Source organism: Hephaestia caeni (assembly GCF_003550065.1).
GTDB classification, from domain to species: Bacteria; Pseudomonadota; Alphaproteobacteria; order Sphingomonadales; family Sphingomonadaceae; genus Sphingomonas; species Sphingomonas caeni_A.
Window position 1 is genome coordinate 370,422 of the sequence record NZ_QXDC01000002.1, and the last position, 24,776, is coordinate 395,197.

At 66.0% G+C, this 24,776-nt stretch carries 27 protein-coding genes and 1 tRNA gene; 23 read left to right on the plus strand and 5 right to left on the minus strand.

Annotated elements, in window-relative coordinates; genetic code table 11:
- The first annotated feature begins 130 nt into the window (after nt 1–130).
- From tsf to DFR49_RS01685, 12 genes are all read left to right on the plus strand, one after another.
- A complete protein-coding gene (tsf, locus tag DFR49_RS01630; RefSeq protein WP_119034300.1) occupies nt 131–1,060 on the plus strand; it encodes a translation elongation factor Ts in 930 nt (309 codons plus the stop codon).
- A gap of 175 nt (nt 1,061–1,235) precedes the next feature.
- Complete coding sequence (gene pyrH, locus DFR49_RS01635; protein ID WP_119034301.1) at nt 1,236–1,982, plus strand: UMP kinase; 747 nt, start codon at nt 1,236–1,238, stop codon at nt 1,980–1,982.
- A gap of 28 nt (nt 1,983–2,010) precedes the next feature.
- Nucleotides 2,011–2,568 (plus strand): ribosome recycling factor, encoded by a 558-nt coding sequence (frr, locus tag DFR49_RS01640; protein WP_119034302.1) that lies wholly within the window; start codon nt 2,011–2,013, stop codon nt 2,566–2,568.
- Between the two features lie 34 nt (nt 2,569–2,602).
- Nucleotides 2,603–3,343 carry an isoprenyl transferase gene (locus DFR49_RS01645; protein WP_170150891.1) on the plus strand — a complete coding sequence of 247 codons (741 nt, stop codon included), beginning with the start codon at nt 2,603–2,605 and terminating at the stop codon, nt 3,341–3,343.
- Nucleotides 3,344–3,378: 35 nt separating this feature from the next.
- Nucleotides 3,379–4,143, plus strand: coding sequence for a phosphatidate cytidylyltransferase (locus DFR49_RS01650; RefSeq protein ID WP_119035221.1), 765 nt, complete (start codon nt 3,379–3,381; stop codon nt 4,141–4,143).
- Nucleotides 4,140–5,297 carry a 1-deoxy-D-xylulose-5-phosphate reductoisomerase gene (dxr, locus tag DFR49_RS01655; RefSeq protein ID WP_119034303.1) on the plus strand — a complete coding sequence of 386 codons (1,158 nt, stop codon included), beginning with the start codon at nt 4,140–4,142 and terminating at the stop codon, nt 5,295–5,297. The genes DFR49_RS01650 and dxr overlap by 4 nt, the downstream gene beginning before the upstream one ends.
- Complete coding sequence (gene rseP / locus DFR49_RS01660; protein WP_119034304.1) at nt 5,294–6,427, plus strand: RIP metalloprotease RseP; 1,134 nt, start codon at nt 5,294–5,296, stop codon at nt 6,425–6,427. The genes dxr and rseP overlap by 4 nt, the downstream gene beginning before the upstream one ends.
- A 65-nt stretch (nt 6,428–6,492) precedes the next feature.
- Nucleotides 6,493–9,264 (plus strand): outer membrane protein assembly factor BamA, encoded by a 2,772-nt coding sequence (gene bamA / locus DFR49_RS01665; RefSeq protein WP_245968192.1) that lies wholly within the window; start codon nt 6,493–6,495, stop codon nt 9,262–9,264.
- Nucleotides 9,264–9,914 (plus strand): OmpH/Skp family outer membrane protein, encoded by a 651-nt coding sequence (locus DFR49_RS01670; protein ID WP_119034305.1) that lies wholly within the window; start codon nt 9,264–9,266, stop codon nt 9,912–9,914. The genes bamA and DFR49_RS01670 overlap by 1 nt, the downstream gene beginning before the upstream one ends.
- Nucleotides 9,911–10,393 (plus strand): 3-hydroxyacyl-ACP dehydratase FabZ, encoded by a 483-nt coding sequence (fabZ, locus tag DFR49_RS01675; protein ID WP_281271723.1) that lies wholly within the window; start codon nt 9,911–9,913, stop codon nt 10,391–10,393. Before DFR49_RS01670 ends, fabZ begins: the two co-directional genes overlap by 4 nt.
- 112 nt (nt 10,394–10,505) lie before the next feature.
- Nucleotides 10,506–10,736 carry a 50S ribosomal protein L31 gene (rpmE, locus tag DFR49_RS01680; RefSeq protein ID WP_119034306.1) on the plus strand — a complete coding sequence of 77 codons (231 nt, stop codon included), beginning with the start codon at nt 10,506–10,508 and terminating at the stop codon, nt 10,734–10,736.
- 79 nt (nt 10,737–10,815) lie between these two features.
- Nucleotides 10,816–11,148 (plus strand): PilZ domain-containing protein, encoded by a 333-nt coding sequence (locus DFR49_RS01685; protein WP_119034307.1) that lies wholly within the window; start codon nt 10,816–10,818, stop codon nt 11,146–11,148.
- Nucleotides 11,149–11,161: 13 nt separating this feature from the next.
- On the opposite strand, the gene sugE is transcribed toward DFR49_RS01685, so the two are convergent.
- Nucleotides 11,162–11,482, minus strand: coding sequence for a quaternary ammonium compound efflux SMR transporter SugE (gene sugE, locus DFR49_RS01690; RefSeq protein WP_119034308.1), 321 nt, complete (start codon nt 11,480–11,482; stop codon nt 11,162–11,164).
- Between the two features lie 234 nt (nt 11,483–11,716).
- Between sugE and DFR49_RS01695 the strand changes: the two genes are divergently transcribed.
- Entirely contained in the window at nt 11,717–12,322 is a 606-nt protein-coding gene (locus tag DFR49_RS01695) for a heme-binding beta-barrel domain-containing protein (RefSeq protein ID WP_119034309.1), read from the plus strand.
- 172 nt (nt 12,323–12,494) lie between these two features.
- On the opposite strand, the gene DFR49_RS01700 is transcribed toward DFR49_RS01695, so the two are convergent.
- Together DFR49_RS01700 and DFR49_RS01705 are read right to left on the minus strand one after the other, a co-directional pair.
- A complete protein-coding gene (locus DFR49_RS01700; protein WP_119034310.1) occupies nt 12,495–13,364 on the minus strand; it encodes a hypothetical protein in 870 nt (289 codons plus the stop codon).
- Nucleotides 13,365–13,394: 30 nt separating this feature from the next.
- Nucleotides 13,395–13,484 (minus strand) — tRNA-Ser (locus DFR49_RS01705).
- 157 nt (nt 13,485–13,641) lie between these two features.
- Between DFR49_RS01705 and DFR49_RS01710 the strand changes: the two genes are divergently transcribed.
- From DFR49_RS01710 to mazG, 10 genes are all read left to right on the plus strand, one after another.
- Nucleotides 13,642–14,622 (plus strand): lytic murein transglycosylase, encoded by a 981-nt coding sequence (locus DFR49_RS01710; protein WP_119034311.1) that lies wholly within the window; start codon nt 13,642–13,644, stop codon nt 14,620–14,622.
- Nucleotides 14,606–15,484 carry an SPOR domain-containing protein gene (locus DFR49_RS01715; protein ID WP_119034312.1) on the plus strand — a complete coding sequence of 293 codons (879 nt, stop codon included), beginning with the start codon at nt 14,606–14,608 and terminating at the stop codon, nt 15,482–15,484. The genes DFR49_RS01710 and DFR49_RS01715 overlap by 17 nt, the downstream gene beginning before the upstream one ends.
- A gap of 28 nt (nt 15,485–15,512) precedes the next feature.
- A complete protein-coding gene (locus DFR49_RS01720) occupies nt 15,513–16,676 on the plus strand; it encodes a D-alanyl-D-alanine carboxypeptidase family protein (protein ID WP_119034313.1) in 1,164 nt (387 codons plus the stop codon).
- A complete protein-coding gene (gene tmk / locus DFR49_RS01725) occupies nt 16,673–17,302 on the plus strand; it encodes a dTMP kinase (RefSeq protein WP_119034314.1) in 630 nt (209 codons plus the stop codon). Before DFR49_RS01720 ends, tmk begins: the two co-directional genes overlap by 4 nt.
- Nucleotides 17,299–18,276: an AAA family ATPase gene (locus DFR49_RS01730; protein ID WP_119034315.1), complete on the plus strand. Its 978-nt coding sequence runs from the start codon at nt 17,299–17,301 to the stop codon at nt 18,274–18,276. The genes tmk and DFR49_RS01730 overlap by 4 nt, the downstream gene beginning before the upstream one ends.
- Nucleotides 18,277–18,334: 58 nt before the next feature.
- Nucleotides 18,335–19,888 (plus strand): methionine--tRNA ligase, encoded by a 1,554-nt coding sequence (gene metG, locus DFR49_RS01735; protein ID WP_119034316.1) that lies wholly within the window; start codon nt 18,335–18,337, stop codon nt 19,886–19,888.
- Nucleotides 19,888–20,664: a TatD family hydrolase gene (locus tag DFR49_RS01740; RefSeq protein WP_119034317.1), complete on the plus strand. Its 777-nt coding sequence runs from the start codon at nt 19,888–19,890 to the stop codon at nt 20,662–20,664. Before metG ends, DFR49_RS01740 begins: the two co-directional genes overlap by 1 nt.
- Entirely contained in the window at nt 20,661–21,425 is a 765-nt protein-coding gene (locus DFR49_RS01745; protein ID WP_119034318.1) for an MBL fold metallo-hydrolase, read from the plus strand. Before DFR49_RS01740 ends, DFR49_RS01745 begins: the two co-directional genes overlap by 4 nt.
- Complete coding sequence (locus DFR49_RS01750; RefSeq protein ID WP_245968193.1) at nt 21,422–22,027, plus strand: retropepsin-like aspartic protease family protein; 606 nt, start codon at nt 21,422–21,424, stop codon at nt 22,025–22,027. The genes DFR49_RS01745 and DFR49_RS01750 overlap by 4 nt, the downstream gene beginning before the upstream one ends.
- A gap of 87 nt (nt 22,028–22,114) precedes the next feature.
- Nucleotides 22,115–22,858: a nucleoside triphosphate pyrophosphohydrolase gene (gene mazG / locus DFR49_RS01755; RefSeq protein ID WP_119034319.1), complete on the plus strand. Its 744-nt coding sequence runs from the start codon at nt 22,115–22,117 to the stop codon at nt 22,856–22,858.
- A 47-nt stretch (nt 22,859–22,905) separates the two neighbouring features.
- On the opposite strand, the gene hflX is transcribed toward mazG, so the two are convergent.
- The gene (hflX, locus tag DFR49_RS01760; RefSeq protein ID WP_119034320.1) at nt 22,906–24,198 is read right to left on the minus strand and encodes a GTPase HflX; all 1,293 of its coding nucleotides are present in this window, start codon (nt 24,196–24,198) and stop codon (nt 22,906–22,908) included.
- On the minus strand, nt 24,195–24,773 hold the full coding sequence (gene hfq / locus DFR49_RS01765; RefSeq protein WP_281271725.1) for an RNA chaperone Hfq: 579 nt from the start codon (nt 24,771–24,773) through the stop codon (nt 24,195–24,197). The genes hflX and hfq overlap by 4 nt, the downstream gene beginning before the upstream one ends.
- Nucleotides 24,774–24,776 lie beyond the last annotated feature (3 nt).

The window sequence follows — 24,776 nt, forward strand, 5'->3', positions numbered from 1 at the left end:
CTTGTCGAAGCACCGCTCTTTCCCGGTTCGAGGAAGGACGGCTCCCTTCGACAGGCGCAGCGCGAACGGTTTCGTTTTACTGACACATGCCCCCGATAGCGGGCACCCAAGACAATGAGGAATTGAGACAATGGCCGAGATCACCGCCGCCACCGTGAAGGAGCTTCGTGACCGCAGCGGTGCGGGCATGATGGATTGCAAGAAAGCGTTGACCGAAAGCGGTGGCGACATGGAAGCCGCGATCGACTGGCTGCGCACCAAGGGCCTTGCGGCCGCGCAGAAGAAGTCGAGCCGCACTGCCGCCGAAGGGCTGGTCGGTGTCGCCGTCGCGGGCACCGCCGGCGCCGCCGCCGAGGTCAATTCGGAGACCGATTTCGTCGCCAAGAACGAGCAGTTCCAGCAGTTCGTCCGCGAGGTTACCGGGATCGTGCTCGCCGCCGGCGACGACATGGATGGGCTCAAGGCCGCCAAGATGCCATCGGGCGCCACGGTGGGTGACGCGCTGACCAACAATATCGCGACGATCGGCGAGAACCAGTCGCTGCGCCGCGCCAGGCGCCTCAATGTCGCGCAGGGTGCGGTGATCCCGTACGTCCACAACGCGCAGGCGCCGGGCCTCGGCAAGATCGGCGTGCTCGTCGCGCTCGAGAGCGACGCCGGGGTCGACGTGCTCGAGCCGCTCGGCAAGCAGCTTGCGATGCACATCGCCGCGGCCTTCCCGCTCGCGCTCGACGAGAGCGGGCTCGACCAGGACGTGCTCGATCGCGAGCGCCAGATCGCCGCCGAAAAGGCCGCCGAATCGGGTAAGCCCGCGGACATCATCGCCAAGATGGTCGACGGCGCGGTCAAGAAGTTCGCCAAGGAGAACGCGCTGCTCAGCCAGCTCTTCGTGATCGACAACAAGACCCCGATCGCGGACGTCGTCGCCAAGGCGGGCAAGGCCGCGGGCACGACGATCACGCTCAAGGACTTCGTCCGCTTTCAGCTCGGCGAGGGTATCGAGAAGGAAGAGAGCGACTTCGCCGCCGAGGTCGCGGCGACGGCCGGGCTCACCAAGTAAGCGGCTAGGGATGATTGCGGGCGGGGTGGCGGGGCGATGGCCTGCCACCCCGCCCGTTTTCGTTCCGTCGCCATGCACCATGATTGCACGGGATCAGCGCTTGGCATCCAACAGGCGCGCTACTAAGGTCCGCGCGCCTTCGTATTTCCCCCGCCTTATCGTTTCGCCAGGTTCCATGACGCTGCCCCGCTTCAAACGCATCCTTCTCAAGCTGTCGGGCGAAGTCCTGATGGGCAAATCATCCTTCGGCATCGATCCCGAGACGGTGGCGCGCGTCGCCGGCGAGATCGCCGCGGCGAAAGAGGCGGGGCATGATCTGTGCCTCGTCGTCGGCGGCGGCAACATCTTCCGCGGGCTGGCGGGGGTGGCGCAGGGAATCGACCGCACGACGGGCGATTACATGGGCATGCTCGCGACGGTGATGAACGCGCTCGCGGTGCAGGCGGCGCTCGAGAAGATCGGCGTCGAGACGCGCGTGCAATCGGCGATCCCGATGGCGAGCGTGTGCGAGCCCTATATCCGCCGCCGTGCGGTGCGGCATATGGAGAAGGGCCGGATCGTCATTTTCGCGGCCGGGACCGGCAATCCCTTCTTCACCACCGATACCGCATCGGCGCTGCGCGCAGCCGAAATGGGCTGCGACGCGCTGTTCAAGGGCACCAGCGTCGACGGTGTCTATGATGCCGATCCCAAGAAGGTGCCGACCGCGCGGCGATACGATTCGCTGACCTTCGATCGCGTGCTTGCGGACAATCTGAAGGTGATGGATGCCAGCGCGGTGGCGCTGTGCCGTGACAGCGACATCCCGATCGTGGTGTTCAACATCCGCGGCGAGCATAACCTCGCCTCGGTGCTCGAAGGAAAGGGCAGGGCGACGATCGTCTCGAACGTCGCCGAACCCGCGCTTTCCGTGGTAGAATAAGTTCAAGCGACAAGAAGGGAGCAGGATCATGGCCGCCTATGACAAGGCCGATCTCGAGCGGCGCATGGCCGGCGCGGTCGAGGCGCTCAAGCACGATCTCGGCGGGCTGCGCACCGGCCGCGCGTCGACGGTGTTGCTCGATCCGATCACGGTCGAGGTCTATGGCGCCGCGATGCCGCTCAACCAGGTCGCGACGATTTCCGCCCCCGAGCCCAGGATGCTGAGCGTGCAGGTGTGGGATAAATCCAATGTCGGCCCGGTCGACAAGGCGATCCGCTCGGCAGGGCTCGGGCTCAACCCGATCGCCGACGGCCAGACGCTGCGGCTGCCGATCCCCGATCTGACCGAGGAGCGCCGCAAGGAACTGGCCAAGCTGGCGGGGCAATATGCCGAAAAGGCCCGCGTCGCCGCGCGCAACGTGCGTCGCGACGGGATGGACAGCCTCAAGACTGACGAGAAGAAAGGGCTGTTCGGCGAGGACGAGCGCAAGCGCCATGAAACCGAGGTGCAGAAGCTCACCGACAGCACGATCGGCGATATCGACGCAGTGACCCAGGCCAAGGAAAAGGAAATCCTCGGTCAGTGATGGCCTCAATAACACCTTCCTCTGCGGGGCGCCGATGAGCACCAGCCCCGCCTTTGCGCCCGCCGCCGGCGGTGATCCGGGTATGCCGCGGCACGTCGCGATCATCATGGACGGCAACGGGCGCTGGGCCAAGAAGCGGCTGCTGCCGCGCGTCGCGGGGCACCGCGCGGGCGTCGAGGCGGTGCGCAAGGTGACGCGCGAGGCGCGCGCGCTGGGCATCGAGGCGCTGACGCTCTATGCCTTTTCATCCGAAAACTGGCGGCGGCCCGATACCGAAGTCACCGACTTGATGGCGCTGCTGCGCACCTTCATCCGATCCGATCTCGACGAACTGGCCGCGGAGAATGTGCGGTTGCGGGTGATTGGCGACTATCGCCGTTTCGGCACCGACCTCACCGAGATGATCGATGGCGCGATCGCGCGTACCGCGGCCAATAGCGGCGCGACACTGGTGATTGCGCTCAATTACGGCGCGCAGGCGGAGATCGCCGCTGCTGCACGCCGGCTCGCGATCCGCACGGCGGCCGGCGACATCGGCGCGGAGGCGATCGACGAAGCGGCGATCGAGGCCGAACTCGACACCGCCGGCCTGCCGCCGCTCGATCTGCTCATCCGCACGTCGGGTGAACGCCGGCTGTCGAATTTCCTGCTGTGGCAGGCGGCCTATGCCGAACTGCTGTTCGTCGATACCTTGTGGCCCGATTTCGACGGCGCGCGGCTGCGTGAGGCGATCGCGTCGTTCGCGCAGCGCGAGCGGCGTTTCGGCGGGCTGTGACCGCGCCCCAGGACCGAAAGCCGCCGTCCGAGCTGATGCTGCGCGTGGTTGCCGGGATCGCGCTGATCGCGATCGCGGTGGCGGCGCTGATTTTCGGCGGTATGGCGTTCTGGCTGCTCGCTGCGGTGATGGCGCTGCTGATGATGGCCGAGTGGGCCGATCTCGCAAAGGTGCCGTCCAAGACCAAACGCCTCGCGCAATATGCGTTGTTCGTGCCGCTCGCGATCTTCAGCCCGTGGGCGGCGGGGCCCGATTTCTTCGCACTTGGGCTGCTGCTCGGCGCGGCCTTCTTCATCGTCATCGTGACGCGGCGGCCGATCCTCGGCTGGGGCACGCTCTATTGTGGGCTGCCGGTGTTCGCATTGCTGCTCATCCGCGACACGCCCGCCAACGGCATTGTCTTCGTCTTCTGGACGCTCGCGCTCGTCTGGGCGACCGATATCGGCGCCTATGCCGCAGGGCGCGCGATCGGCGGGCCGAAGCTCGCGCCCGCGATCAGCCCCAACAAGACCTGGGCCGGGCTCGGCGGCGGGGTGCTCGCGGCCGGGCTGTTCGGGATTGCGATGCATTATACTTACGGCCTGCCGCTGCGGTTGACGCTGGCGTCGCCGCTGCTCGCGGTGATCGCGCAGGCGGGCGATCTGTTCGAAAGCTGGCTCAAGCGCCGCGCGGGCGTCAAGGACAGCGGCACGATCCTGCCCGGTCACGGTGGCGTGCTCGACCGGCTCGACGGGCTGGTGCCGGTCGCACCGCTCGCGGCGATCCTGGTGCTCGTCCATGTTCGCGAGCTGATCGGGTGAAGACTGTCACTATCCTCGGCGCGACCGGATCGGTGGGCACTTCCACGCTCGACCTGATCGAGCGTGCGCCGGAGCAGTTCGAGGTGCTTGCGCTTACCGCCAATCGCGACGCGAAAGGGCTCGCCGCGGCGGCGATCAGGACCAATGCGAAGCGCGCGGTGGTGGCGGACGAAGCGGCGCTTCCCGAATTGCGCGCGGCGCTCGCCGGCACCGGCATCGATACGGCCGGCGGTACGCAGGCGGTGTGCGACACCGCCACGCTCGGTGCCGACTGGACGATGGCGGCGATCGTCGGCTGCGCAGGGCTGCGGCCGGTGACGGCGGCGCTCGAGCAAGGCGGCACAGTGGTGCTCGCCAACAAGGAGCCGTTGGTATCGGCGGGGGCGCTGGTGATCGAGACGGCGGCACGCCACGGCGCGACGTTGCTGCCTGCCGATTCGGAGCATAATGCGATCTTTCAGTGCTTTGATTCGGCGCGCGCGGATCGGGTGCGGCGCGTGATCCTGACCGCGAGCGGCGGGCCGTTCCGCGACGCGACGCTGGACGAGATGCGGCGCGTGACCCCCGAACAGGCGGTGGCCCACCCCAATTGGTCGATGGGCGCCAAGATCTCGGTCGATTCGGCGACGATGATGAACAAGGGACTCGAACTGATCGAGGCGGCGCGGCTGTTCCCTGTGCGCGCCGACCAGATCGAGATCATCGTCCACCGCCAGTCGGTGATCCACTCGATGGTCGAATATGTCGACGGGTCGATCCTCGCGCAGCTCGGCCCGTCGGACATGCGCACGCCGATCGCACACACGCTCGCCTGGCCCGATCGGATGGATACCGCGATGGCCCCGCTCGATTTCGCGGCGCTCGGCAGGCTCGACTTCGAAGCGCCTGACCTCGAACGCTTTCCCGCGCTCCGCCTGGCGCGAGAAGCGCTCGAGGCGGACGGCGCGCGGCCGGCGATCTTCAATGCCGCCAACGAGATCGCGGTGGCCGCCTTTCTCGCGCGCGCGATCGGATTTCTTGAAATTGCCGCAATCGTCGCTGATACGCTGGCGCGCTATGCTCCGGCCGCGCCGGACAGCATCGATGCGGTGCTTGCCATCGATGCCGAGGCGCGGGCGATCGCGGGCGAGCGTGTAAAGGATTGCGTGGCTTGATCGACTCTCCGGGCGTGCTCCTCACCGTCGTCGCATTCATGCTCGTGATCGGGCCGCTCGTGTTCGTCCATGAGCTGGGCCATTATCTTGCCGGGCGTTGGTTCGGGATCAAGGCCGACGCTTTCTCGATCGGTTTCGGCCGCGAGATCTGGGGCCATACCGACAAACGCGGCACGCGCTGGAAGCTCGGCTGGATGCCGCTCGGCGGCTACGTCAAATTCGCGGGCGACATGAACCCGGCGGGGCAGCCCTCGGCTGATTGGCTCGCGCTGCCGCCCGAGGAGCGCGCGCGCACCTTCCAGGCCAAGCCGCTGTGGCAGCGCGCGATCGTCGTCGCGGCGGGGCCGGTCACCAATTTCCTGATCGCGATCCTGATCCTCGCCGGTTTCGCGCTGGCCTATGGCGAGAGCCGGACGCCCGCCACGGTCGGCACCGTGGTCGAAGGCAGCGCGGCCGCGCGAATCGGGCTGACGACGGGCGATCGAATCGTGTCGCTCGGCGGGCGATCGATGGACACGTTCGACGATATGGTCCGCTACGTGAAAATTCGCGCGGGCGAACAGATTGCGGTCGATTTCCGGCGTGGCGACGACGAGATGTCGCGCGTGGCGACGATCGGCACGGTCGTCGAGCGCGACCGCTTCGGCAACGAATATCGCGTCGGCCTGCTCGGCATCGGCCCGTCCGAACCCGTTCGCGCCACGGTCGGGCTCATGCGTGCGCCCGTGGTCGCGGTCGACCGCACCGGCGATATCGTGCAGATGATGGTCGAAACGCTCGGCCAGGTCATCAGCGGGCGGCGCTCGGTGAAGGAACTTGGCGGCCCGCTGTCGATCGCGCGCGTCTCGGGCGAACAGATGGCGATGGGGGCCGATGCGTTCGTGTTCCTCATCGCGCTGGTGTCGATTAATCTCGGATTCATCAACCTGTTGCCAGTCCCGGTGCTGGATGGCGGGCATCTGATGTTCTATGCAATCGAAGCGGTCCGGCGGCGCCCGGTGGAACCCGAGGTGCAGGAATGGGCGTTCCGGGGCGGATTGGCGGCGATTCTGGCGTTGATGCTGCTCGTCACCTTCAACGATCTGGGCGCGTTCGGGCTGTGGAAGAATCTGGCCGGGTTGATCGGCTGAGCCGGTTGGGGCAGGGCGTCGCGGCCGTGCCTCCCGGCATCAAACATACCTTTTGGGGTGGGACAGTGACAGCGACCAAGGCTTCCAATTTCGGCAACCGCGCCACCGCCATCCTGCTTGCGGGCACGATGCTGTCGGCGGTTCCGCTCGCGGCGCACGCGCAGACGGCGCAGCAGACCCCGCCGGCCGCCGCCACCGATGCGGCACCAGCCGCGCCGCCGGCCATCGATGCCGCGCAGGCAGCGGCGGCGGTTTCGGCCCCGGCGCAGCAGCGCACGATCACCTCGATCCGCGTCGATGGCTCACAGCGTATCGAACCCGCGACGGTGCTGTCGTACACCAAGCTCCAGGTCGGCCAGCCGCTCAGCAACCCGCTGCTCGATCAGGCGCTGCGCGATCTGCTCAACAGCGGGCTGTTCGCCGATGTCGCGATCGACGGGGCGCAGACGGGCCAGCTCGTCATCCGCATCAAGGAGAACCCGCTGATCAACCGGGTGATCCTCGAAGGCAACAAGCACCTCAAGTCGGACAAGATCACCAAGGAGATCAAGCTCGCGCCGCGCCAGATCTTCACGCGCACCGCGGTGCGGCAGGATGTCACGCGGATCATCGAATTGTATCGCCGCGAGGGCCGCTTCGCCGCCAACGTCCAGCCGCAGATGGTCGCGCTCGACCAGAATCGCGTCGATGTCGTGTTCGAGATCAGCGAGGGGCCGAAATCCAAGGTCCGCCAGATCAACATCATCGGCAACGAGGAATTTTCGGACGGCAAGCTGCGCAAGCAGATGGCCACCAAGGAAGCGCGCCTGCTGACGATCCTGAGTTCGAACACGAGCTACGATCAGGATCGCATGGCGTACGACCAGCAGAAACTGCGCCAGTTCTACCTCACCGAAGGCTATGCCGATTTCCGCGTCACCTCGGCGGTGGCCGAACTGACCCCCGACAAGCGCGATTTCATCATCACCTATGTCGTCGAGGAAGGGCCGCGCTACAAATTCGGCGACGTGACGGTCGATAGCGATATCCGCGATTTCAATGGCGAACGGCTCGCCGCCGCGCTGCCGTTCCACAAGGGCGATTGGTACAACGCCAAGGTGGTCGAGGATTCGATCGATTCGCTCAAGGAGACGGCTGGGCTGGTCGGCTACGCCTTCGCCGAGGTCGAGCCCGATTTCCACCGCGACCGTGAGTCCCTCACGATGGGGATCAACTTCCACATCGCGCAGTCGCAGCGCACCTATGTCGAGCGGATCGACATCAACGGCAACACCAACACGCAGGACAAGGTCATCCGGCGTGAGATGCGGTTGGCCGAGGGCGACGCGTTCAACAGCTTCCAAGTCAAGCGCTCGCAGGACCGGATCAATTCGCTCGGCTTCTTCCAGGACAAGTTCGAGATCAAGCAAAACCCCGGCTCGGCGCCCGACCGGCTGGTGCTCGAGGCCAATGTCGAGGAACGTTCGACCGGCGAAATCCAGCTTTCGGCGGGCTATTCGAGCCTCGAACGATTCATCATCCAGGCCGGCATCACCCAGCGCAACTTCCGCGGCAAGGGCCAGGAACTGCGCGCGAGCGTCAATTATTCGTCTTATTCGAAATCGGTACAGCTCGGCTTCACCGAACCGTATCTGTTCGATAAGTCGGTCGCGGTCGGTGCCGATGTCTTCCGGCGCGATTACAACGCGTTCAATTATCTCGGCCGCGATCGTCAGACCACCTACAGCCAGGTATCGACCGGCTTCCAGCTACGCGCGGGTATTCCGCTCACCGAATATTGGTCGCTCGCGGGCCGTTATCAGCTCTCGTACGACGAAGTCGGGCTTGACGAGCAGTTCTTCTCCGACGGCGAGTGCGATCCGCTCAAGGCCGGCCGCTATCTGTGCGATTCGCTCGGTGATCGGCTGACCTCGTCGATCGGTTATTCGCTCATCAACGACAGCCTCAACAGCCGCCTGCGCCCGAGCGCGGGCAACCGGCTGGTGTTCAGCCAGGATTTCGCGGGGCTGGGCGGCGACGTGAAATATGTCCGCACGCGCCTTGAAGCAGCCAAATATTGGGGGGTCGGCGGCGGCTTCATCTTCTCGGTCCGTGCCGAGGGCGGCTATATCTTCTCGCTCGAGAAAAGCCGCGGCCCGGGGATCGACAAAGTCCGCATCATCGACCGCTTCTACCTCGGCGAACCGCAGTTCCGCGGCTTCGACATCCGCGGCGTGGGACCGCGCGTGCAGCGTATCCCGTACACCACCGACGCCGACGGCAACCAGACGCTCGTCACCGACAAAGACCGGATCTACGACGACGCGCTGGGCGGCAAGGCTTATTATCTGGGCCATGCCGAACTCGAGATCCCGCTCGGCTCGGGCGCGCAGGAGCTCGGGCTCCGGCCGTCGATCTTCATGGATTTCGGCGCGCTGTTCGATGTCAAGCGGCCGTTGCCGACCGCGGTGTTCCCGACGCATGTGGATGCCGACGGCAACACCATCGTCGATCCGATCATCAACCCGGTGCTCGATGGCGAGGGGCGCCCGCTCTACATCGTCCCGACCGACGCCGCCGATAACGCCGGCAAGATCACGACCTGTGTGACGGGTTATGCCGATACCTTCGGCGGCGTCTGCGCGGGCAGTTCGACGAACACCGCTTACACGAACTCGATCGCGCCCTTTGCGGAGCGATTCTACGGCTTCAGTTGGAAGCCGCGGCTGTCGGTCGGCTTCGGCGTCAACTGGAATTCGCCGTTCGGCCCGTTGCGTATCGATATCGCCAAGGCGCTGCTCAGCCAGCCCGGCGAAGACACGAAACTCATCACTTTCAACGTAGGTGGACAATTCTGATGACCAATCTGAAGACTTTCCTTGCCGCCGTCGCGCTCACCGCGCCGGCGCTCGCCATCGGCAGCGCCGCGCACGCGCAGGTCGCCGGCATCGCGGTTGCCGATCCCGAAGCGGCAGTGGCGAACACGCGGGCGTGGGCGACTGCCAAGCAGCAGATCGAAACCACCTACAAGGCCCAGCTCGACCAGGCCGAGGCCCGCCGCCAGGCGATCGCGACCGAGTTGAAGCCGCTCTATGATGCGTTCAACACCGCGCGCAACGCCGCCAACCCCAACCAGGCGTCGCTGACCACGCAGGCGCAGACGATCCGCCAGCGTGAAGATGCGGGCAAGCAGGAACTCGCACGGCTCCAGCAGCCCGCGGCGCGCGCTCAAGGGTACGCGCTCGAGCAGATCAGCGCCCATCTCGACAAAGCGGTCCAGACCGTGGTCGGCCAGAAGAAGGTGAGCCTGCTGCTGCGCCCCGAAGCGGCGTTCTTCGCGCAGCCCGCCGTCGACATTACCTCGGCCATCACCACCGAACTCGATCGCGTGGTGCCGAGCGTGAGCATCTCGCCGCCCGCCAACTGGCAGCCCGGCCAGCAGCAGCAACAGCAGCAGGCCGCCCCTGCCGCTGCCGCGCCCGCGCAAGCGCAGCCGCAGGGCCGGTGAGCGACGCCGGCACGACCAACGCCGCCGCCATCGGCCCGCTCGATATCAAGCGGGTGATGGCGGCGCTGCCGCATCGCTATCCGATGCTGCTCGTCGATCGAGTCGAAGAGATCATTCCCGATCAGAGCATCGCCGCGATCAAGGCGGTGACGATCAATGAAGGCTTCTTCGCGGGCCATTTCCCCGGCCGGCCGATCATGCCCGGCGTGCTCATCGTCGAGGCGCTGGCGCAGGCGGCGGGAATCCTTGCGGTCGAATCGCTCGGGCTCGCGGGCTCGGGCAAGCTCGTCTATTTCATGGCGATCGACGAGGCGAAATTCCGGGCTCCGGTCGAACCCGGCGTGCTGCTCCGGCTCGAGGTCGCGTTCGTTCAGAAGCGCGCGACCGTATGCAAGTTCGCCGGCAAGGCGCTGATCGACGGCAAGGTCGCGGCGCAGGCGAATTTCACCGCGATGATCGCGGACCCGCCCGTCGCCTGAGAATCGGGTTCGAAACTCGGCACCGACGCTTGCCCTAACGGCGCGAGCCGTATAGAGGCCGCGCTTTCCGCAAGGGCTGGTCGGAAACCAGTCCGCCAATGGAGACTGCAACGTGAAGAAAGATACGCACCCCGACTATCACATGATCAAGGTGCAGATGACCGATGGCACCGTGTTCGAAACGCGCTCCACCTGGGGCAGTGAGGGCGACACGATGACGCTCGACATCGACCCGACGTCGCACCCGGCCTGGACCGGCGGCAACCAGCGCCTCGTCGATGCGGGCGGGCAGGTCGCGCGCTTCAACAAGCGTTTCGGCGGGCTTTCGCTCGGCCGCAAATAAGCGCTGCCCCCGCGGCGGTTTTAACCGTTCGTTATCCACAACCGGCATAGGCTTTCCCTCGTTCGCAGGAGGGAAGGCCATGCTTGCCGCCGAAATCGAACCCGCAGACGCGCCCGGCCGCCGCCGCAGCGCGCGTGCGGCCGTCGCACTCGACGCGCGAATCGATCGTGGTGGGATGGACCGCGCGCTGTGCCGCGTCGTCGATCTGTCGGTCCACGGCGCCCGGCTCGAGACCTATTCGGCGCTCAGGCGCGGCGCAACGATCTGGCTCACGCTCCCGCAGATCGGCGAAATCATCGCCGATGTTGCCTGGGCGACCGATTTCGTCGCCGGCTGCGAATTCCACGCCCCGCTGACGCAGGCCAGCTTCGACGCGCTGGTCGACCTCGACGAGACGCTGCGGTTGCAGTGAGTCGGGGCGAGCCCTAGCCCGGGCTCGCGACCTTCATCAGCAACAGCCCGGAGACGATGAGCAAGGCGGCGAGCAGCCGCAGCGCGCTTGCCGATTCGCCGAGCACCGCGATCCCGACCACGAACGCCCCGACCGCGCCGATCCCCGTCCAGACGGTATAGGCCGTGCCGAGCGGCAGCGACCGCATCGACCAGGCGAGCAGGCCGACGCTCAGCGCCATCGCCCCCACGGTCACCAGCGACGGCCACAGCCGCGTGAACCCGTGCGACTGCTTCATCGCGAACGCCCAGACGATTTCGAAAAGACCGGCGATGATGAGAACGATCCACGCCACGGCAACCTCCTGTGTCAAAGGTGCCGGGCCGTCCCGGACTTCAACCCGCGAAAGGGGGAGGACGTGGCCTCGCGAGGCGCGACCTAGGCAGGACACGCGGCGAAATCAACCGCCCGGCGATCCCGTCACCGCATCTGATAGCTTGCGTCGATTACCGCCGTTGATTGGATCGATTGGCCAGCACGCCGGCGCAGGTGCTAACGTGGCATCCCAACAACAGGAGGGAGAGCTGGAATGCCGAACGAGATTTCCTATTCGCGGAAACTGGGTCCGCTGACGCCGTTTGTCGGCGAATGGGAAGGCGATGCCGGGGTCGATCTGTCGTACCACAACAAGGACGACTGGACGACCGAGACGACCTATTTCGAAAAGGCCTGCTTCAAACCGATTCCGGTCCAGGAAAACGGGCAGCAGGTGTTGTGGGGGCTCCACTACAGCATGACCGCGTGGCGCCACGGCGAGGAGGCGATGGATCCGTTCCACGACGAGGTCGGCTTCCTGCTGTGGGACAAGGCGCACGGCGAGGTCATGCGATCGGTGGTGTTCGGGCGCGGCATCGCGATCCTCGCCGGCAGCAGCGCCGGGCCGCACGACAAAGTGCTCCGCTTCGACGCCAAGCCCGGCGCGGCGCATTACGGCATCCTGCAAAACAAGTATCTGCTGGAGCGCGCGGAAATCTGCGATTTCAAGAGCGACTTCACCGTCAACGACGACGGCACGCTGGGCTATACGTCGGACCTGCTGCTGAAGCTCGCCGCGACGGGCGCGGAAATGCACCATACCGACCGGAACACGCTGCACCGCGTCAAGCGCTTCCACCCCGGCGCCGAACACGGGTGATCCGAGGGCGGAACCGGCACCGTGGGCACCGTTCAGGGCGGGTGCGGTGCTTGTGTCCGCACTTGTGTCATGCCTGAACCCGAACCCATCGCACCGCCCGACCCCGTGCCGCTGATGGATCTTCCGGGTATGCGTGCCGACGGTGAACTCGCGTGGCCACTAGCGTGGCGCTTCAAGCAGCAGTCGGCGCAGGCATGTCCATTTTCTCCCAAGCAATCAGGTTGGGCATTTCGTTTCCAGTTGCGTAAGCGAGAACTACGTCTAGCGTCTCTTCGAACGAGAAATCGAAGTTCAGCTTGCGTCGCTTTGTTTGGGTTCTGTCAGCGCGCCGGGCTTGGTAGTGGTGCAGGTAGTCTCCGTCCCTCATCTCGATTGTGAACTTGCCACCGCGAGAAGCTGTCTGAAGGTATTTTTCTGCGGATCGTTCAAGGACGATAAACTCATTGGTGCCAGTTTCGAGCAGTGCATCATAAATTGCGTCAGTGTTCAATGGCAGGGGTGCCAACTCACCTGATACGCGCAGCGCGAGGTTCTCTAACAGCGGCATTTGCGCCGGCCTGGCGCGTAGCGGCGCGGCGCGCTCTCCAGCAACGTCTCGTAAGAAACGGATAAGGGGCTCTGCATCTTTGCGATCGGAATGAGCCAACCAGAGAATCAGTGGACTGAGAAGGAGAAGGACGAATATGGCGACCATTAGGACCAGTCGTCCGGTAGCGGGGTCCCCTTCGGAAGTGCTCATGTAAATTAGCCAGATGAGCAAAAGCAGCATGGCGACGAACATCGCCACGCCGTTGAGGTCCGATCCGGCTCGTCCCTTAATGCGGCAAGCCAACCCGTCATCGACAAGCGTGCCAACCAACATGGGACCATAGCGATCAAACGCACTGAACCATAAGCAGATGAAGGGACCTAAAATCCATCCGCGAGCACCCGTCTTCGGATGGAACCATCTTTTTTTCCGTGCGCGAATTTTGCTTTTGAGAGCGCCTCGAGAAGCAGGGGATAGAATCTCAAACTTGTAGCCGAATGGCTGAAACGGCATGACCTACCCCCGATCAGTGCGCATATGAAATGGCGGAAGAGGTGGGATTCGAACCCACGGAGAGCTTGCACCCTCGCTGGTTTTCAAGACCAGTTCCTTAAACCACTCGGACACTCTTCCGGTTGTCGGCGCATAGGGCGGATGCGGCGATTTGCGCAAGCGGTGGATATCGGGGGTTCATGTCGTCGCGCGGATGTGGCAACCATGATTCATGCGAAAGTATCGTAGCGTAGCACGGTGGATCAAAAGGGGCGGGGCGGCGGTCGCGTGCGTCGCTATGGCTGGCTCGGCGAATGCGCAGAGCGAGGCCGGATTCCAGGAGTATCTGGGCACGCTGCGCGCCGAGGCCGAGGCGGCGGGGGTCAGCCGTGCGACGATCGCCTCGGTCTTCCCGACGCTGACGATGAACCCGCGCGTGATCGAACTCGATCGCGCCCAGCCCGGCGGCAATCCCAACGCGCCGATCCCGATGTTCGCGCCGTACAAGGCCCGCCACGTCGATGCCGCGCGCATCCGTCGCGGGCGTGCCGCCTGGCTCGCCAACCGATCCAAGCTCGCGCGGATCGAGGCCGAAACCGGCGTGCCCGAATCGATCATGGTCGCGATCTGGGGGCATGAGACCAATTACGGCGGCTATATGGGCGGGTTCGATCTGCCGCGTTCGCTCGCCACGCTTGCCTATGAGGGGCGGCGGCGGCCGCTGTTTTCGGGCGAATTCATCGCCGCGCTCAAGATGATCGACACCGGCGTGCCGGCATCGTCGCTCAAGGGAAGCTGGGCGGGCGCGACCGGCGGGCCGCAATTCCTGCCCTCGGTCTTCCTGCGGCTCGCGCGTGACGGCGATGGCGACGGCCGGATCGATATCTGGAACAGCGACGCCGATACGCTCGCTTCGATCGCCAATTATTTCGTCAATGCCGGGTGGCGCAAGGGCCAGCCCTGGGGCTTCGCGGTGACGACGCCCGCGAGCTTGAACCGCGCCGCGTTGGTCAACCGCACGGTATCGCCGCGCTGCCCGCGCGTGTTCGAGCGCCACAGCCAGTGGAAGACGATGGCCGAATGGCGCGCGCTCGGCCTCGTGCCGCAGGGCCGCTCGTGGCCGTCCGATCCCGATATGCTGGCGACGCTGCTCGAACCCGACGGCCCCGGCGCCACGGCATATTTGCTCACCGGCAACTACCGTGTCATCCTCGATTACAATTGCTCGAATTTCTATGCGTTGTCGGTGGGGCTGTTGGCGGATGCGGTGGAACACTAAAGCGGTTGCGCTTTTCCTGATCACGGTATCGACCCCGGCGACGGCGCAGGACAAGGCGCCGCCGCTGCCCGACGGCGTGCAAACAACGGGGCCGGCGGGTACTTCGGGCGCGGTCAAGAGCTATGACGATGTCGGCTATGCCGCTGTAGGAGGCACCGCCTCGGGCACGATCTCGGCCACATCGTCCGCGCTTTCCGCCGGTGCCTTCGCCGAGGTGACCGCGCTCGATAGCGGCAAGACCATCCTCGTCGCGATCGCCGGGAACATCCCGGATTCGGCCGGGCACCTGCTCACCTTGTCGCCCGAGGCGGCGCGCCTGCTGGGCGTTAGCGGCGACCGCGCGGCGGTGCGCGTGCGCCAGGTCGAGCCGGCCGACGTCGATGCGGTGGCGCTGCGCGAGGGCCAGCCCGCCTCGGCACGGATGGATGCCCCGCCGGTGCTGCTCACGGGCCTGCGGACGATGCTCGACGCGAAGAAGGCGCCGCCGCCTGCCGTCGCGGCGGTGACGCCCGCCACCAAGCCACCTGCCGTCGACGCTGCTGCAATGAAGCCGCCCCCTGCTAAACCCGCGGCCAAACCCGCCGCCGTGAAGCCGACGCCGGCTCCGGCCGCCAAGCCTTCGACGTCGACGCCCAAACCCGCCGCGGCCGCTGCGAGCGGCCGCTACCAGGTGCAGGTGGCGACCTTCTCGACGCGCGATCGCGCCGCCGGGGTCGCCAAGGCGATGGGCGGATCGGTCCAGCCCGCCGGCCGCTACTTCCGCGTCCGCCTTGGCCCCTATGCCACGCGCGCGGCCGCGACGAGCGCGCGTGACGGCGCGGCCAAGCGCGGCTATGGCGATGCCCGCGTCGTCACCGACTAGTGTTTCCTCCAAGCGTTACGGATCATCCATGAAGAAGCTGTTCGCCGCCTCGATCGCCGCCATTGCGCTGGCATACCCCACGATGGCCGCCGCGCCGCCGTTCGATACGCCCGCGCCGGTCGCGTTCATGAAGGACCTGTCGTCGGGCGCGATCCTTTATTCGAAGAACCCCGATCAGCGGATTCCGCCGGCCTCGCTCGCCAAGATGATGACGGTGTACCTCGCCTTCGACATGGTGAAGCAGGGTCGCGTCAAGCTCGATCAGATGGTCACCGTGCGCCCCGAGACGTGGGAGCGCTGGCACGGCCCCAAGGCCGGCTCGACGATGTTTCTGTCGCCCAACCAGCAGGTCAGCGTGCGCGATCTGCTTTACGGCATCATCACGGTATCGGGGAACGACGCCTGCGTCGTGCTCGCCGAAGGGTTGCAGGGCACCGAACAGGCCTGGGTCTCGCAGATGAATGCCGAGGCGAAGAAATTGGGCATGGCCAACAGCCATTTCGGCACCTCGAACGGCTGGCCCGACGAAGGCGTCACCTATGTGACCGCCCGCGATCTGGCTAAGCTGGCAGAGGCGACGATCGAGGAATTTCCCGAACTCTACAAGCATTTCTATTCGAAACCTGATTTTACGTGGGGGAAGACCGCGGGCGGCGAGCCGATCACCCAGCCCAACCGCGATCCGCTGCTCGGCCGCGTCGAGGGCGCCGATGGGCTCAAGACCGGGCACACCGAGGAATCGGGCTACAGCGTCACCGGATCGGCCGAACAGAACGGGCGACGGCTGGTGATGGTGATGTCCGGGATGACGAGCTTCAACCAGCGCATCAGCGAATCGGTGCGCTTCATGAACTGGGGCTTCCGCGCGTGGCAGGCGCATCCGATCGTCGCCAAGGGCAAGCAGGTTTCCACCGCCGAGGTGCAGATGGGCGATGCCGGCACGGTGGGGCTGGTCGCGCCACGCGATCTGACCGTCACCGTGCCTTCTGGCGCGCTGCCCGCGATGCAGGCCAAGGTCGTCTATGCGGGGCCGATCAAGGCGCCGATCAAGGCCGGCCAGCACATCGCCGATCTGGTCATCCAGATGCCCGATACCGGTCCCCAGACGGTGCCGCTGGTCGCGGCGAGCGACGTTGGCGAGGCGGGTTTTTTTCGGCGCGCCTGGAACGGCCTGACGTCGCTGTTCGGATGACCCGTGGGCGCTTCATCTCGCTCGAGGGCGGGGAGGGCGCCGGCAAGTCGACCCAGGCCCGGCGGCTCGCGGCCGCGCTCGACGCGCGCGGGCTGCGCACGCTGGTGACGCGCGAGCCCGGCGGCAGCGAGGGCGCCGAAGCGATCCGGCATCTGCTGATGCAAGGCGCGGTCAACCGGTGGAGCCCGCACACCGAGGCGCTGCTGTTCGCCGCCGCGCGCGCCGATCATGTCGAGAAGACGATCAATCCGGCGCTCGGCGCTGGCATCTGGGTGATCGCCGACCGCTTCATCGATTCGTCGCGCGCCTATCAGGGCGTTGCCGGCGGGATCGACGACGCCGCGATCATGGCGCTCCACGGTTTCGGCGCACGCGGGCTGCTTCCCGATCGCACCTTCGTGCTCGAGGTCGCGCCGGACGAGGGCGCCGCGCGCGCGACGGGGCGCGACGGCGCCGCCGCCGATCGCTTCGCGGCGCGTGACGGCGGCTTCCACGATGCGGTCGCCGCCGCCTTTCGTGACTTCGCCGAGCGCGAGCCCGATCGCGTGCGGCTGATCGCGGCATCGGGCAGCGTGGATGCGGTGACGCAAGCGCTGCTCGCCGGGCTCGGCGATCTGCTGCCATGACGTCACTCGTCGGCAACGAGGCGGCGCGCGCCACCTTTCTGGCGGCGATGCGCGGCCCGGCAATGCACCATGCATGGCTGTTTACAGGGCCGGAAGGCGTGGGCAAGGGAACGTTCGCGCGCGCGGCGGCGGTGCGATTACTGGCCGAAGCCGTCGCGCCGGGCGCGCTGGAAACGGCGCTCGATCTGCCGGCCGACAACCCGACCCGCAAGCTGATCGAGGCCGGGTCGCATCCCGATTTCCGCCTGCTCCAGCGCCTGCCCAAAGATGCCGACAAGCCGGGCGAGAACCTCGCGCGCAGCATCACGATCGCACAGGTGCGGACGTTGCAGGCGATGTTCGCGACCACGCCGTCGATGTCGTCGCGCCGGGTGGTGCTGATCGATGCGGTCGACGATCTCGAACGCGGCGGCGCCAACGCCCTCCTCAAAAGCCTCGAGGAACCGCCGGCGGGCACGATCTTCCTGCTCGTCAGCCATGCGCCGGGGCGGCTGTTACCGACGATCCGCTCGCGCTGCCGCCTGTTGCGCTTCGAACCGTTGCCGCGCGAGGCGATGACGTCGCTACTGCGCGACGCGCTGCCGCAAGCGCGCGACGAGGAAATTGCCGCGCTGATCGCGGCGGGGCAGGGATCGCCCGGCCGTGCGCTGGGGTTCGCGGGGCTCGATATGGCGGCGCTCGATCGGGCGCTGGCGACGATCGCCGCCGAGGGCGATCCGACCAATGCCGAGCGGTCGAAACTCGCGAAGGCGCTGGCGCCAAAAGCCGCCCAGCCGCGCTACGAGGCGTTTCTCGATCGCACGCCTTCGTTCATCGCCGCTGCGGCCGGCCGGCGCGAGGGCGAGCGCCTGCGCACCGCGCTCGACGCGCACGAGGCGGCGCGCAGCCTTGCCGCCAGCGCCCGCGCGCTGTCGCTCGACGCGCAGGCGACAGCGTTCGAGATGGCGGGGATCGTCGCGCGGCTGGCGCGCTGACCGATCCGACTTGAGGCGGCCATTGCCGATCACCGGCACAGGGCCTAACAGCGCGGCTATGCCTGTGCCTTATTACATCACCACCGCGATCAACTATCCCAACGGTCGTCCGCATATCGGCCACGCTTATGAGGCGATCGCCGCCGATGCGATCGCGCGCTTCCAGCGCCAGGCGGGGCGCGACGTGCGCTTTCAGACCGGGACCGACGAACACGGACTCAAGATGGTGCAGACCGCGCGCGATCGCGGCGTCTCCGTCCGCGCGCTCGCCGACGAAATGTCCGGATATTTTCAGGGCATGGCGGCGAAACTGAACATCTCGCATGATCGGTTCATCCGCACCGTCGAACCCGATCATCACGCCGCCACCCAGGCGCTGTGGCAGCGCATGGCCGATGCCGGCGACCTCTATCTCGATCGCTATGAGGGCTGGTATTCGGTTCGCGACGAGGCGTTTTACGACGAGAAGGAACTGGTCGAGGGGGAAGGGGGCAAGCTCTCGCCCAACGGCACCCCGGTCGAATGGACCGCCGAGGAGACGTGGTTCTTCCGGCTCTCCAAATACCAGCAGGCGCTGCTCGATCATTATGCGGCCAACCCCGATTTCATCCGGCCGGAGAGTCGCCGCAACGAGATTTTGCGCTTCGTCGAGGGTGGGCTGTCGGATCTGTCGGTATCGCGCACCAGCTTCGATTGGGGGGTCAAGGTGCCCGGCAGCGACGGTCACGTCATGTACGTGTGGGTCGATGCACTGACCAACTATCTGTCGGGGCTCGATTTTCCCGATGAAACGGGCAATTTCGCGCGCTGGTGGCCCGCCGATCTGCATCTGATCGGCAAGGATATCGTCCGCTTCCACGCGGTCTACTGGCCGGCGTTCCTGATGTCGGCGGGAATCGCGCTGCCCAAACAGGTGTTCGGGCACGGCTTCGTGCTCAACCGCGGCGAGAAGATGTCCAAATCGACCGGCAACATCGTCGATCCGGTCGCGCTCGCCGATGCTTACGGCGTCGATGCGCTGCGCTATTTCCTGCTGCGCGACATCAGCTTCGGGCAGGATGGCAGCTTCTCCGCCGAAGCGATTGTAACGCGGGCCAATGCCGATCTCGCCAACAGTTTCGGCAACCTCGCGCAGCGGACGCTTTCGTTCATCGCCAAGAACCTCGACGGCGCGCTGCCCGAGGCGGGGCGGAGCGACGAGGCGGATGCTGTTTTGCTCGCGAGCGTCGCCGAAGCGACGACGGCGTTCCGTGAGGCGTTCGCCGATCTCGGGCTGTCGCACGCGACCGAGGCGTGGATGCGCGGCGTGTTCGCGTGCAACCAATATATCGACGTGCAAGCGCCCTGGGCCTTGCGCAAGACCGATCCCGATCGGATGCACGCGGTGCTCGGCACGCTCGTCCGCGCGATCCGCAGCCTTGCGATCACGATCCTGCCGGTGATTCCCGAATCGGCGGGCAAGGTGCTTGATCAGCTCGGCGCCGAGGCGCGCGATCATGCAGCGCTCGACGATGCGGATTGGTACACCAGGCTCGCTGCCTCGGGCTTCCGCATCGCACCGCCGACGCCGGTGTTCCCGCGGCTCGATCTCAAGGAAGAGGCGGCAGACTGATGTTCGTCGATAGCCATTGCCATTTGAATTACAAAGGCTTGGTTGAGGAACAACAGGCCGTGCTCGAACGCGCGCGAGCGCGTGGGGTCGAGCGGATGCTCAACATCTCGACGCGTGAGAGCGAGTGGGACGACGTGCTCGCCACCGCCGAGCGCGAGTCCGATGTCTGGGCGACAGTCGGCATCCATCCGCACGAGGCCGACCAACATCCCCATGTCGATACCGCCAGGCTGGTCGCGCGGGCGCAGCATCCGCGCGTCGTCGGCATCGGCGAAAGCGGGCTCGATTATTATTACGACCATTCGGATCGCGAACGCCAGCAAACGAGTTTCCGCGCGCACCTTGCGGCGGCACGCGAGACACAATTGCCGATCGTCGTCCATACCCGCGATGCCGAGGAGGATACCGCTGCCATCCTCGCCGACGAAATGGGGAAGGGCGCCTATCCCGGCGTCATCCATTGCTTCACCGCAAGCGGAGATTTCGCCGATAAAGCACTCGATCTGGGGTTTTATATCTCGATCTCGGGGATCGTGACCTTCAAGAACGCGAAGGATCTGCAAGAAACCGCCGCGCGGCTGCCGCTCGATCGGCTGCTGATCGAAACCGATTCGCCGTTTCTCGCGCCCGTCCCGCACCGGGGCAAGACCGGCGAGCCCGGCTTCGTCGTCGATACCGCGCATTTCCTCGCCGAATTGCGCGGCGACAGCATCGAAGCTCTTGCCGCAGCGACGACGCGCAACTTCAAGACCTTGTTCGCGAAAACGGGCGCGTGAAGGTCCGCATTCTCGGCTCGGGCACGTCGTCGGGGGTGCCGCGGATCGGCAATGACTGGGGCGCGTGCGACCCCACCGAACCGCGCAACCGCCGTACCCGCGCCTCGCTGCTCGTCGAGCATGAGGGCGCGCGCGTGCTCGTCGACACCAGTCCCGATCTGCGCGAACAGTTGCTCGCGGCCGATGTCGCCGCGCTCGATATGGTGATCTGGACGCACGATCACGCCGATCATTGCCACGGTATCGACGATCTGCGGCAGGTGTATCACGCGATCGGCGGGCCGGTGCGCGGGTTGGCGCGCGCCGATACGCTGGCGTCGCTCGAGCAGCGTTTCGCTTATGCTTTCGAGGGCCGCGGCGGCTATCCGCCGACGATCGCGAGCGAGACATTGCCCGATAGTCTCATGGTCGGCGATCTCGCGATCGCGGTGACCGATCAGCCGCACGGCGCGATCCACTCGGCGGGGCTGCGGTTCACGGCGGGGGATTTCAGCGTCGGATATGCTACCGATTTCAATATCCTCACCGACGATATGCGCGTGCTATATCAGAATCTGGACGTCTGGATTCTCGATTGCCTGCGCGTGCGCCCGCATCCGACGCATCCCGATCTCGCGACCGCGCTCGAATGGATCGCGCAACTCGCACCCAAACGTGCCATATTCATCCATATGGACCAGTCGATGGATTATCGGACGCTGTGCGCCACGCTGCCCGCGGGGGTCGAACCCGGCTATGATGGGCTGGAAGTCGTGCCGTGAACAGCGGCCCGAGCCAGGACGCGCTCTTCTATGCGCTGTGCCTGATCCTGCCGCTCTCGGCGCTGGTCGCGCGGCGATTGCCGATCCGGCAGGTCGCGAAGATGGCGATCGCGTGGATCGCGATCTTCGCGCTGGCGCTGCTGCTCGCGACGCAGCGGCACCGGGTCGCGGCGGCCTGGTCGAGCCTGCACGAGGCGGTGTTCGGCACCAACTCGCGTGTCTCGGGGCGGACGATGCGTATCCCGATGGCGGAGGACGGTCATTTCTGGGCGGATGTCTCGATCAACGGCGCCACCCGGCGGATGCTGATCGACAGCGGCGCGACGACGACCGCGATCTCGGCCTCGACGGCCGCGGCGGCGGGCATCGCGGTCGACGAACGCGGCTTTCCCGAAGTGATCAGCACCGCCAACGGCGCGATCGCCGCGCTGCCCGGTGTCGCGGCGCAGGTCACGATCGGCGGCATCACCGCGCGCGATCTGCCGGTGATCGTATCGCCGGCGTTCGGCGACACCAACGTACTGGGCATGAATTTTCTCTCGCAATTGAAGGCCTGGCGTGTGGAAGGGCGGGATCTCGTGCTCATCCCCGTCGCTGGATAGATTTTACATAATGTATATTATCGAACCTGAAGACGGTCTGGCAGAGGGGGGACTCTTGGCCTCACCTTTGCCGCACCTTCCCCGCCGATGATCGACCGCCTCGTCAAGATCATGGCTCGGCTGCGCGACCCGAAGACGGGCTGCGAATGGGATAATGTCCAGACTTTCGAGACGATCGCGCCGTACACGATCGAGGAAGCCTATGAGGTCGCCGATGCGATTGCGCGCCGCGACATGGCCGATCTCAAGGATGAACTCGGCGACCTGCTGCTCCAGGTCGTCTTCCATGCCCGCATGGCTGAGGAAGCCGGCCTGTTCGACCTCGCCGATGTGGTAGCGGCGATCAGCGGCAAGATGGAACGCCGCCACCCACACATCTTCGGCGATCGCGCCAAGGGCGGTCATCACCTGTGGGAAGAGATCAAGGCCGAGGAACGCGCGGCCAAGGGCAACGCCACCCATGCGCTCGACGGAGTCGCGCTCGGCCTGCCCGCGCTGCTGCGCGCCGACAAGCTCCAGAAGCGCGCCGCGCGCACTGGCTTCGACTGGCCCGATGCGCGCGGCGCGCGTGCCAAGATCGACGAGGAACTGGCCGAGGTCGAGGCCGCGACGACCGACGCCGACCGCGCCGAGGAGATCGGCGACCTGCTGTTCGCGGTCGTCAACTGGGCGCGCAAGCTCGGCATCGAGCCCGAAGCCGCGCTTCGTGCCGCCAACGCCAAGTTCGAGCGTCGCTTCCGTGACATGGAAACCCGCGCCGGCGATGCGTTCGCGGGGCTGTCGCTCGACGACAAGGAAGCATTGTGGAACGCGGCGAAACAAGCCGAATGAACGTCGGCCTCGCCGTTCCCTTCCCTATCGTTCTCTAGTTGTTCTTATCACCCGAACCGCGTCTCAAAGCGTTCGTGATCGGCGGGCGCCATCCGCATCTCGAACACCAGCCTATCCCCTTCCAGCGCTTGATCGAGCACTTCGCCGTGCTGATGGAGCCACGCCGCGCCGGCGCCATCGGCGGGATCGAGCGCGATGCGGTAGCGCCGGTGCCCGCTGGTGAGCAACGCGCCGACGGTCTCCAGCAGCGTCTCCACCCCTTCCCCGGTCAACGCCGAGATCGCGACGACATCGTCGCGCTTCGCCGCCTCGCCCAGCCGCTCCTCACGATCGACCGTGTCGAGCAGGTCGAGCTTGTTCCATGCCTCGATCCTGAGTGCCGCTTCGTCGACGCCGATCTCGGCGAGCACCGCCTCGACATCGGCGCGCTGCGCCTCGCTGTCGGGGTGCGCGACATCGCGGACATGGATCAGCAGATCGGCCGACACCACTTCCTCCAGCGTCGCCTTGAACGCCGCGACGAGCTGGGTCGGCAATTCGGAGACGAACCCCACCGTGTCGGAGAGGATCGCCTTGTCGATTCCCGGCAGGCGGATCTGGCGCAGCGTCGGATCGAGCGTGGCGAACAACAGGTTCTCTGCCATGACGTCGGCACCCGTCAGACGGTTGAACAGCGTCGACTTGCCGGCGTTGGTATAGCCGACGAGCGCGATCACCGGCCACGGCGCGCGCTGGCGACGGCCGCGATGCAGCCCGCGCGTGCGCTTGACCTGACCGAGTTCGCGCCGCAGCCGCGCCATGCGATCGCGGATCAACCGCCGGTCGGCCTCGATCTGCGTTTCGCCGGGGCCGCCGAGAAAGCCGAAGCCGCCGCGCTGGCGCTCGAGGTGGGTCCAGCTCCGTACCAACCGCCCCGCCTGATAATCGAGATGCGCCAGCTCGACCTGGAGCCGTCCTTCGGCGGTCGCGGCGCGCTCGCCGAAAATTTCGAGGATCAGCCCGGTGCGATCGATCACCTTGGCCTCGAGCGCGGTTTCGAGGTTGCGTTGCTGGATCGGCGTCAGCGCGGCATCGAAGATGACGAGATCGGCGTCCTCCATCCGCACGGTCGTCGCCAGCGCCTCGACCTGGCCGCTGCCGAGCAAGGTTGCGGGCTTGGGCGCGCGCAGCTTGAGCGCGACGCGATCAGCGACGACGATCCCGATCGCGAGCGCGAGCCCTGCGGTCTCGTCGAGCCGCGCCTCGGCATCGCGACGCGATTCCCCGCGATCGGGAAAGACGACGACGGCACGCGCGCCGCGGGCGAAATCATCCCGGTCGCGATCGAATCCGGTGCTCAACCCTCGCTCGACTCCGCTTGCTCTTCGGCGAGGTTGAGCGGATGCGCCGGTTGGATCGTCGAAACCGCGTGCTTGTAAACGAGCTGCGACAGCCCGTCGCGCTGAAGCAACATGCAGAACAGATCGAACGCCGCGATATGGCCCTGGAGCATCACGCCGTTGACGAGGAACATCGTCACGCTTTCGTCGGATTTGCGCACCGCGTTGAGGAAAACCTCCTGGAGCAACGCCGGCTTCTTGCTGCTTTCGCCCATCGATTCGACGATTTCGGCGACATCGATCTGCCCGGAGGGCATGATCGTGGAGATGGCGTGCTTGTAGATCAATTGAGACTGGCCGTCACGGCGCAGCAGCACCGAGAAATTGTCGAACCAGGTGACGATTCCCTGAAGCTTGACGCCCTTCACGAGGAACATCGTCACCGGCGTCTTCGACTTGCGAAGCGCGTTGAGGAAGAGATCCTGGAGAGAGCTGTGTTTGTCGGCCATCTTGCTGTCCTTATTGGCAGGGTCATGCCCTGCGGCGCGCCGGTTCCCGGCGTCAGGATACGCACCTTTATCGGCGCGCTGTTTCAATTT